6 protein-coding genes are annotated in these 11,475 nt (G+C 29.0%); all 6 read right to left on the bottom strand.

All coding sequences use genetic code 11. The annotated features are described in order from the left end of the window. Positions 1–438 precede the first annotated feature (438 nt). A complete protein-coding gene (gene glgD, locus Q5O29_RS00195) occupies positions 439–1,548 on the bottom strand; it encodes a glucose-1-phosphate adenylyltransferase subunit GlgD (RefSeq protein WP_022211013.1) in 1,110 nt (369 codons plus the stop codon). Between the two features lie 20 nt (positions 1,549–1,568). Continuing rightward, positions 1,569–2,726: a glucose-1-phosphate adenylyltransferase gene (locus Q5O29_RS00190; protein ID WP_022211012.1), complete on the bottom strand. Its 1,158-nt coding sequence runs from the start codon at positions 2,724–2,726 to the stop codon at positions 1,569–1,571. Positions 2,727–2,944: 218 nt separating this feature from the next. Continuing rightward, a complete protein-coding gene (locus Q5O29_RS00185) occupies positions 2,945–4,777 on the bottom strand; it encodes a glycoside hydrolase family 13 protein (RefSeq protein ID WP_022211011.1) in 1,833 nt (610 codons plus the stop codon). An 11-nt stretch (positions 4,778–4,788) separates the two neighbouring features. Continuing rightward, positions 4,789–7,224: a glycogen/starch/alpha-glucan phosphorylase gene (locus Q5O29_RS00180; protein ID WP_022211010.1), complete on the bottom strand. Its 2,436-nt coding sequence runs from the start codon at positions 7,222–7,224 to the stop codon at positions 4,789–4,791. Between the two features lie 27 nt (positions 7,225–7,251). Further along, positions 7,252–8,688 carry a glycogen synthase GlgA gene (gene glgA, locus Q5O29_RS00175; protein ID WP_022211009.1) on the bottom strand — a complete coding sequence of 479 codons (1,437 nt, stop codon included), beginning with the start codon at positions 8,686–8,688 and terminating at the stop codon, positions 7,252–7,254. Further along, positions 8,689–10,896: a 1,4-alpha-glucan branching protein GlgB gene (gene glgB, locus Q5O29_RS00170; RefSeq protein ID WP_022211008.1), complete on the bottom strand. Its 2,208-nt coding sequence runs from the start codon at positions 10,894–10,896 to the stop codon at positions 8,689–8,691. It abuts the gene before it with no gap. Positions 10,897–11,475: the final 579 nt, after the last annotated feature.

Genomic DNA, 11,475 nt, shown 5'->3' with positions numbered 1-11,475 from the left:
CTGTTCAATTTTCAAAGACCATTTTATCTTGCCGCCCTCAAGCGACTTCCTTATCTTATCACTGTATTTCTTTTATGTCAATAAGTTTTTTAAATTATTTTTTAAGAAACTTTCTTAACATATTTTTAATACTGTCTTGCCGTTTTCGACTGCCCCTTAGGACAAGACTTATCTTATCATCATATCTTAACTTTTATCTACAATTTTCTCCATTTTATATAAACTAAACCTCGCATACTCATTTTTTCTTAATATTACTCTTTAATTCTATTATTGATACGCCTGGCACAATTAACAAAAAAAATTAAATAAATACATTGTATTTATCGTAATATATACGAACTATTTTCTTAAATTATAAAATATAATTCATTCTTGTAATGCTAATTAACTAAGAAAAAAGGCTATTATCCTCCAGAATAAATAGCCTTTTTTCTTTTAAAATTGTTTCTTTTTAGGTATTACTACTGGATTACTATCTAATCCTTTTACCTCTTCACCATCTCTTATAACTGTTCCCTTATCAGTAATAACGTATTTCATAGATACATTTTCGCCTATTACGCTATTTTGTAAGATAACACAATTTTCTAATACACTATCCTTACCAATGTATACCTTTCTACCTATTATACAATTTCTTACTGTTCCTTCTATATAAGATCCATTAGCTATTATTGAATTAACAACATTACTACATTCTGTATATTGAGTTGCACATTCATCTTTTGGCTTAGTGTATATTGGTGATTTACTATAAAATAATTCTTTATTAACTTTTTCATTTAAGAAATCAGAATTAGCATCAAAATAAGCCTTAATTGAGTTTATACATGCTAAATATCCTGTAAATTCAAATGCTCCAACATTTAATGAATCTATATTAGCGTTTATATAATCTTTAACTTTTCTATGCATTCCACTTTTTATAGATTTATATACTATATCTATAAATAGATCCGTTTTCATGATGTACATTTCCATACTGATATTAGTAACACTCTTTAATCCTATATTTTCACCAACACCTATTACTCTTAAATCATCATTTAAATTTAACACTTGACAGTCAACAAACTTATCCTCTGAATGTTGCTTTATATTTTTATATACTACAGTTACATCATTGCCGCTTTCCTTATGATACTTCATTAAATCATTATAATCTATATTACATACCATATATGATGGAGAAAGTAATACATATTCTCTCTTACTCTTTTCAAAAAAATCTATATTATCTAAAAAATTGTGCACATCATCATATTGAGGATTAAAATCCCCAAAGTTAAATATTCTTAATCCATCTTTCTTTCTATTTAAATCCCATGGTCTACCATTAGTTAAATGATCTACTAATGATCTTGACTTATTTTTAGTGAATATTCCTATATTCTCTATTCCTGAATTAGTCATATTAGATAAAATAAAATCTATAACTCTATATCTACCTGCTATAGGCAAAGCACCTAATAATCTATGCGCTGTTAACTCGATTATTTTTTCTTCATTTTCATCTAAATTAATTATTCCTAAACAATCCTTCATCTTTTCATCCCCTTACCATATTAAGCTTCTAATGCTTCTAAGACAGTCCCACTTTTAACTTCTTCTTTTGATGCAATAACAGCTATGCTATTTCCATTACCAACTTTACAATCTCTTCTTACTATAGATTCTGATCCAATGATAGCCTTTTCTATAGTTACATTTTCACCTATCTTGGCACCTGTCATTATAACTGAATCTCTTATAACACTATTCTTTCCTATGGTTACACCTTCAAATAATACTGAATTTTCAACAGTTCCATGAACAGTACATCCTTCAACTACTAGTGAATTTCTTACTTTAGCTGTTGGCCCAATATATTGTGCAGGTCTTACAGGACTTACAGAATATATCTTCCAATCATCATCATATAAAGTTAAACCTGTTTCTCTCTTTAATAAGTCCATATTTGCTTCCCAAAGACTGCTGATAGTTCCAACATCCTTCCAGTATCCTTTAAATGGATATGCAAATAATCTTCTACCTTCATTAAGCATCTTAGGAATTATATTCTTTCCAAAGTCATTGCTTGATTCTTTATCTTTTTCATCATCTTTTAAAGCTTGTCTTAAAAGTTTCCAGTTGAAGATATAAACCCCCATTGAAGCCATATTGCTCTTAGGATTTTTAGGCTTTTCTTCAAATTCATATATTGATAAATCATCCTTAGTATTCATTATTCCAAATCTGCCTGCCTCTTCCATAGGAACTTCTATAACTGCTATAGTTGCTTCTGCATTCTTTTCCTTATGGAAATCTAACATCTTATCATAGTCCATTTTATATATATGGTCTCCTGATAATATAAGAACATAGTCTGGATCTTGGCTATCAATAAATTCAATATTTTGATATATTGCATTTGCTGTACCCTTATACCAATTTCCACCCTTTTCTTCTTGATATGGAGGTAATATTCTTACTCCACCATCTTTTCTATCTAAATCCCATGGGCTTCCTATACCTATATGCGCATTTAATTCTAATGGCTTATATTGTGTTAATACACCTACTGAATAAATTCCTGAATTTGAGCAGTTACTCAATGGAAAATCTATTATTCTATACTTTCCTCCATATGGTACTGCTGGCTTAGCTAACTTTTTAGTTAAAACACCTAATCTTGATCCTTGTCCTCCTGCTAAAATCATAGCAACAATTTCTTTCTTACTCACCCTTTTACACATCTCCTCTATATACCCTTCATTAATAATCAATATCTAGCTTAATCATTAATTTGTGCTTTTTAATACTTAACACTTTTATTATTTTGTAAATTATCTATATAAACAAATGAATTTTCTAACTTTTAATTGTATTATTTCAATTTTTTTACATTAAATATTGAAATAAAAATAGCACTTTAAGAAATTTGAAAGTGCTATTTTTAAAATCATTGAACTTTCAATATTTTGCATTGATTGCCTTTTAGTATAACATTTAAAGTTCCCTTAATACTTTCATAAGTTTCCTTATCATCTATTAAATTTTTAACATTTCCATTAATATTATTTAATATATATTTTTCTTCTTTATCTGAAGAATTAATAATAACTATTATTACTCCCTCTTCATTGGATCTTTGGAAGCACAAAACATTTCCAAAGCTATTTCTAAACTTTATATTACCATTCTTTAATATATTTTCATTAGCTCTTAACCTACAAAGATTCTTATAGATATTAATTACTTCTATATTTTCTTTTCCCCATGGATAAGGCTTTCTATTATCAGGATCTTTTCCACCTTTTAACCCAGCTTCATCACCGTAATAAATAAGTGGTACTCCAGGAAGAGTCATTTGTAATAGAACTGCTATTTTTAAGTGCTCTATTTTTCCATCAAGTATGGTAAGTATCCTTTCTGTATCATGTGTTCCTAACATATTCATAGTAGAAAAAAAATTTTCTCTAGGATAATTTTCTAATAAAGATTTATATCTCTTAATAAAATACTCTGATGATATCTGTTTTTTGCTATATTCTATTATGAGCTGCCTTAATGGATAATTAGTGATAGAATCTAACTCATAACCAAATAAGTATTCTCTTTTCTTAGAATAGCTTATCTTGTTAGATGCATCTTCCCAAACCTCACCAATTAAAACAGTATCAGATTTTTCCTCCCTGATAGACTGTTTAAGTAATTTAATAAATTCATCTGGCAATTCATCTGCTACATCTAACCTCCATCCACTAGCCCCTGCTCTAATCCATCTTTTAACGATAGAATTTTTACTAGAGATAATATACTCCAGATATGAAGGATTTAGTTCATCCACATTAGGCATATTACCAAATCCCCACCAGCAATCATAAAGATTAGGATAATCCGAAAATCTATACCATCTATAATAAGGAGATTTTAGTGACTGATAAGCTCCTATTTCTTTATAATTATTGTACATATTAAAATACCTGCTGTCAGAGCCAGTATGGCTGAATACTCCATCTAAGATTATCTTAATTCCCAAGGCTTCTGCTTCAGAGCATAATTCTTCAAACTCTTCGTTAGTTCCAAACATAGGATCTATCTTTTCATAATCACTAGTATCGTATTTATGACAGCTTGGAGATTCAAATATAGGATTAAAATAGATTATACTTACTCCTAGACTTTTTAAATACTTAAGTTTTTTTCTAACTCCTAAAAGATTTCCTCCATAAAAATCCCATCTTGTAACTCCACCATCACTATTTCTTATATACATAGGTGTATCTGTCCAATTTCCGTATATAAACGAATTCTTTTTAGGATTTAACACTTTACCAAACTTATTTCCATTAAAAAAGCGGTCAACAAATATCTGATATATTATTCCTTCCTTATACCATTTAGGAACTTCTGACTGATGATATACTGTTATTTGATAGCACTTAGGGTAATTGTCATAAATTTGTCCAACTCCCCCTAAATTTTCTATATTATTTCCATAAAGAAAGACTCTGCCTTCACATTCTATTCGAAAATAATAGAAAATCGTCCCTAACATATCAGTTGTATCAAGCTTTAGCTCATAACAATACTTTTCTATGATTCCATCTTCTTTGCATTCTGTCATTTGCATTTCTACTTGATTATTAAAAAAATTAATAAAAACTATATGTGGATTGCATTTTTTATTTGTTTCTAACTTTAATGTTACAGTTTCTCCTACATTTACTGCTCCAAAAGGATTCCTATAATTAGTATCGTGAGAATTATGAACTATTTTTATATCATTCAATAATATACCCCCTAAAGGTTCCTATATAGTACTCCAGACCCCCATATTCCTGTTGCGTATTCTTTTATAGTCCTATCAGATGAAAACACTCCTGAATGGGCAATATTTACTCCACACATCTTTTGCCATTCATATGGATCTCTATATATTTTATCAATTCTATCTTGAGCATCTATATATGCTGCAAAATCCTTAAGAACAAAGAATTCATCATTATAGCTTAATAAATTTTCATATATTACTTTAAACCTATCTTTATCACTACAATACTTTCCATTGATTAAATCATCTGTTACCCTTTTTACTCTTGGATCATGATTGCAGACATCCCAAGCAGAATATCCACCATTCTCATAGTAATCAAGTACTTGCTCAGCAGTTAAGCCAAATATTATAATATTTTCTTCTCCAACTTCATCCTTAATTTCTATATTTGCTCCATCAAGAGTAGCTATAGTAATTGCACCATTCATCATAAATTTCATATTAGATGTTCCTGATGCTTCTTTAGTTGTAGTTGAAATCTGCTCACTTACATCTGCTGCTGGAATTATTCGCTCTGCTAAAGATACGCTGTAATTATCTAGCATAATCACTTTTATTTTTTCATTTACTCTTGAATCATTATTTATCTTTTCAGAAATATTGCATATAAGCTCAATGATATTTTTAGCTAAATAATATCCTGGAGCTGCCTTTCCTGCAAAAATAAATGTCCTTGGTACTATATCCAAATTAGGATTATCCAATAATTGATTATAAAGATGCATTATTCTAAGACAATTCATTGTCTGTCTTTTATATGCATGTATTCTCTTTACTTGAACATCAAAAATTGAATTTGGATCCACTATTATTCCTTTATTTTTATAAATTATTTTTGCTAATTTATCCTTATTGTCTTTCTTTATTTCCTTTAAGCTATCTAATACTGCTTTGTTATCTAAGTGATTCTTAAAATTCTCCAAATCAGTAGGATGCTTTACAAAACTATCACCTATAGTATCTTTTAATAACTCTGTTAATTTTGGATTACTCTTTAAAAGCCATCTTCTATGGGTTATCCCATTAGTCTTATTATTAAATTTAGCTGGATACATATAATAAAAATCTTGCATTTCCCTCTTCTTCAATATTTCAGTATGAAGTTTGGCAACACCATTAACACTATGGCTTCCTACTATAGCTAGATTAGCCATTCTGACATATCCATCTCCTATAATAGACATTCTAGCTATCTTTTCATTTTGTCCTGGATATTTATTATTTAGCTCTATAGTAAACCTTCTATTTATTTCTTCTACTATCATATAAATTCTTGGTAATAAACTTTTAAACATATCTATTGGCCATTTTTCTAATGCTTCGGCCAAAATGGTGTGATTAGTATAAGAAATAGTATTTTGAGTTATCCTCCATGCCGTATTCCAATCCATTCCTTCTTCATCTACTAGTAGTCTCATAAGCTCTGGTATAGCTAATGTAGGATGAGTATCATTAATATGAATAGCTATTTTTTCATCTAATTCATATATATCCCCACCTATGCGCTTAAATCTTCTTATTATACTTTGTAATCCTGCACATACAAAAAAGTATTGTTGCTTTAACCTAAGCATTTTTCCTTCATAAAAAGAGTCTTCTGGATATAAAACCAAGGATATTGCTTCAACAGAATTTTTATATGAAATTGCTTTTAAAAACTCTCCTCTACTAAAAGAAGAATAATCAAACTCATTTGATACTGGTTCTGCACTCCATAATCTTAATGTATTTACCACATCATTTTGAAATCCAACAATAGGTGTATCATATGGAACAGCTAATACTGGTTCATAATTCACATGAGTAAATGTCATCTTACCTGCCAATTCCTCAACTTTTACCGTTCCACCAAACTTAACTATTTCTGACTTATCTGCTTTTTTTCTTTCCCATACATTGCCTTCCCTAAGCCAGTTATCTGATACCTCTACTTGTTTTCCATCAACTATTTTCTGTTCAAAAAATCCATACTTATATCTGATTCCACATCCATTACCTGGTATATTTAAAGACGCCATTGAATCTAGGAAACATGCTGCAAGTCTACCTAAACCACCATTTCCTAGACCTTGATCCTGCTCTAAATTTACTATCTGATTTAAATCTATATTTAATTCTTCTAATGCTTCCTTACATATATCATGTATTCCTAAATTTAACAAATAATCTTCTAATAATTTTCCTAAAAGAAATTCCATAGAAAAATAATAAACCTGCTTTAATTCTTCTTCCCTATATTCCTTATTTGTTTCAATCCACATGTTTGTTACATAATCTCTTACCAAACTTCCTAAAGCCTCATATTTTTGTTGATTTGTACCTTCTTTTAATTCTTTTCCATGTAATTGAACAAACTTATTTTCATAATCACGTTTAAAAGAGTTTTTATCAATTGATAGCATGTACTACCTCCTAATAGCTTGCTATAATTAAGGTCTATTTTTTACTCCTTCATACAACCAGGCATATTCTCTAGCTGCCTTATCCCAACTATTATCAGAATCCATCGCTTGTTCAACAATGTGTCTCCAAACTCCTTTATTTCTAAATAATTCTAGAGCATATTCTGTTACATACATTAAATCATTTGAACTATAGTTTCTAAATCCAAATCCATTACCTACGCCATTATATTGGTTATATGGAAATACAGTATCTCTTAATCCCCCTGTTTCTCTTACAATTGGAACTGTACCATATCTTAATGCTATAAGCTGACCTAATCCACAAGGCTCAAATAATGATGGCATCATAAACATATCAGCTGAAGCATATATCTTATGTGCTAATCCATCATCAAATCTTATATTAGCTGATACTTTATCAGGATATCTGTATTGAAGATTTCTAAATGTTTCTTCATATAGATAATCCCCTGTACCTAAAATTACAAATTGAATATCTTTTTGTAGCAGTCTGTCTATTATATTAATTATAAGGTCACACCCTTTTTGGTGTGTTAATCTTGATACTAACCCAATCATAGGTACATCTGCTCTTTGAGGTAACCCTAACTGTTGCTGTAACATAAGCTTATTTTCAAGCTTGTTATCTAAGCATCTTTTATTATAATTTCTATAAATATGACAATCTGTACTTGGATTATACTCTGCATAATCAATACCATTTACTATACCCTTTAAATAACAACTACGACTTCTTAATAAATTATCAAGTCTTTCACCATACTCACTACTCTTTATTTCCTCTGCATAACTTCTACTAACTGTTGTAATTTGATCACAGTAATTAATTCCACCTTTAATAAAACTTACACCTTTATCAAGTTTCAAACTTCCATTATAATATGGCTCTAAATCATATCCAAATAGTTCTGGCAATATCTCTGGCGAATAAGTACCTTGGAAAAATAAATTATGAATTGAGAATATAGTCTTTATATTTGAGTAGAATGGATCCCTGATATACTCAAACTTATGAAGTACAGGAATCATACCAGTTTGCCAATCATTACAATTAATAATATCTGGTTGCCAATTAATTTCCTTTATAAACTTCATTACTGCTCTATCAAAAAAAGCAAATCTTTCAGCATCGTCATAAAATCCATATAATCCATCTCTGCAGAAATAATATTCATTATCTAAAAAATAGTAAGTGACACCATTATATTCACATTGGCTTACACCACAATATTGATTTCTCCAACCAACTTCAACAGTAAACCATTTTATGAATTGCAACTTTTGTTGAAATTCATATTTCATATTTTTATACTTTGGTAACACTACTTTCACATCTAAACCAAGTCTTTTTAAAGCTGGTGGTAATGCACCCATTACATCCCCTAATCCCCCTGTTTTAATAAAAGGACTAGATTCAGAAGCAACAAATAAAACCTTCATTTACCTACACTCCTTACTACCATCACTAATATTATTTACTTTTAAAACAATAGCAGCCATTGGTGGAATCTTTATATTTATAGAATATGGTTGATCATTATAAGGAATTTCTTCCGCTATTAAAGGTTGATCCATATTAACGTCTAACTCTTTTATAGTCTCTTCTGCTTCTAATTTTTCTTCTACTTCCTTACTAGTATCTGTATCCTTATTTAATTCTCTATCTATTTCTAAATTACAATCTTCAATTTCTTCATCTATTTGATTATCATTTTCTGTAGCTGCAATTTCTTTTAAAACAACTGGTCTTTGTGTATGAATAAAACCAGAACCTCCAAAATCGATGCTGTCAGTATCAAATATTACTTCATATTCACCTAAGTAAGGCACACCAATACGATGGCTATAGTATACTAATGGAGTATAATTACAAATAAATATCAAAGTTTCCTTCTTGTTATCTGTTTTTCTCACGAATGTAAAAATACTTTCATCTGCATTTCTAGCATCTATCCATTGATACCCCTTTGGATTGAAATCATACTTCCATAATGCTGGATGATCTTTATAAAATTGATTAATTGTTTTTACATAATTTTGAATTTTACTATGTGTCTCATATTTATCAACTAAATCCCACTCTAACCCTTCATAAAATCTCCATTCAATAAATTCTGCTAATTCAGTACCCATGAACATTAATTTTTTACCTGGGTGACCTATCATATGTGCTATATATAATCTTAATTGAGCAAATTTATTCCAATAATCTCCCCACATTTTATTTAGGAAAGATCCTTTTCCATGAACAACTTCATCATGTGATATTGATAATATAAAATGTTCAGAGTAATTATAATCCATAGAAAAAGTCATTTTACCATGATGATACTTTCTATACAGTGGATCTTCTTTCATATATTCCAATGTATCATTCATCCATCCCATGTTCCATTTAAAGTCAAAACCTAATCCATCATATTGAATAGGTTGTGATATTTTAGGCCACGCTGTAGATTCTTCAGCAATCATCATTACTGTAGGAAATTCTTTTTTCACAGCACTATTAAGTTCTTTTAAGAATTCAATAGCTTCTAAATTACCATTTCCACCATATTTATTAGGAATCCATTCTCCACCTTGTCTACCATAATCTAAATAAAGAATATTTGATACTGCATCTACTCTCAATCCATCTATATGATATTCATGCAACCAATATACTGCATTTGATATAAGAAAACTTTTTACTTCAGGTTTACCTAAATCGAAATTATATGTTCCCCAGCCTGCATTATTAGCTTTCCACTCATCTTTATATTCATAAGTTGGGGTTCCATCAAATTTGTATAATCCATGAATATCTTTACAAAAATGTCCTGGAACCCAATCTAATATTACTCCTATATTTTCTTTGTGTAAGCAATCTATTAAATACTTAAAATCATCAACATTTCCATATCTACTTGTTACTGAATAATAGCCTGTAGTTTGATATCCCCATGAAGCATCTAAAGGATGTTCCATTATAGGCATCAATTCTATATGTGTATATCCCATTTCACTAAGATACTTAGGTAATTCCCCTGCTAGCTCTCTATAAGTTTTAAACTCTTCTCCATCTCTTTTCCATGAACCTAAATGTACTTCATATATATTAATTGGAGCATCGTACATTTTAAATTTCTTTCTCTTAGTCATCCAACTTCTATCATTCCATTTATATTGTGTCTTACTAGAAATAATAGATGCTGTAGCTGGCCTTACTTCTGAAGTAACTGCATATGGATCTGCTTTAAATACTTTATTTCCAGCTTTATCTTCAATTACATACTTATATTTAGTACCTGGCTCTACACCTTCAATAAAAATACTCCATATTCCTCTTTCTGTTATTTTTTCCATTTTATATTCATCTTCTATTGCAAAATTACAAAAATCTCCTGAAACATAAACATTTATTGCATTTGGAGCCCATGTTGTAAATCTAATTCCCTTTTTTCTTTTCTCAGTTACCTGATGCGAACCCATAAATGCATAACTTGTATAATTTTTTCCTTCATGAAATAAATATGTGTTTAAATCAGTTATTTGAGATTTATAACTCTTTTTTTTACTTAAATTATTCTTCACAGAATTTACGCTCTTTTGAATATCATCAAAGTTCTCCTCAACTTCTGCTTTTAGTTTCGTAGCTTCTTGTCTCATGTAATCCCCCCTTTTATAAATGTGTAACTTCAATATATATATTTGTAATTTATGTAAATAATTGTATCATTCATACTCCCTTTCATTCAATATATTTTAACCGACATTAATCTATATATTAATGCAAGTTATACAATTGCATGTTTATTCTCATTTTCAATATTATTAGAATTATGTCGCTTATTGATTGTTTTTTTTCTTTATTGTAATAAAAAAATATTATTTGTTGAAATCTTTACAATTTAACAAATAATACTTCAAATTTATTAGATATTTATTAAAAAAATTTTTATAAACTTATCCACTTTTTATTTTAACTTATCAACAAAAGAAGATATTTTTTCTATTTTTTTGTTGATTATTTTAATACTCAGAAGTTGAATTTTAAGTATTTCTTTACACACTAGTAAACTTTAAATAATAATATAGCTTTAATATTCCATTTTTATTATTTTAACATCTATTTTCAATTATAAATTATCACTTTCTTTTTTTGTAAGCAAAAAAGACTTAAAGCAAATGCTTTAAGTCTTACTAACCTGGCAACGTTCTACTCTCCCACACAGTCCCCCGTGCAGT

This window comes from Clostridium sp. CAG:265 (genome assembly GCF_000436575.1).
In the GTDB taxonomy this organism is placed as follows: domain Bacteria; phylum Bacillota; class Clostridia; order Clostridiales; family Clostridiaceae; genus Clostridium; species Clostridium lentum.
Note: the sequence above shows the minus strand (reverse complement) of the source record. Positions and strands in the feature narration are given on the sequence as shown.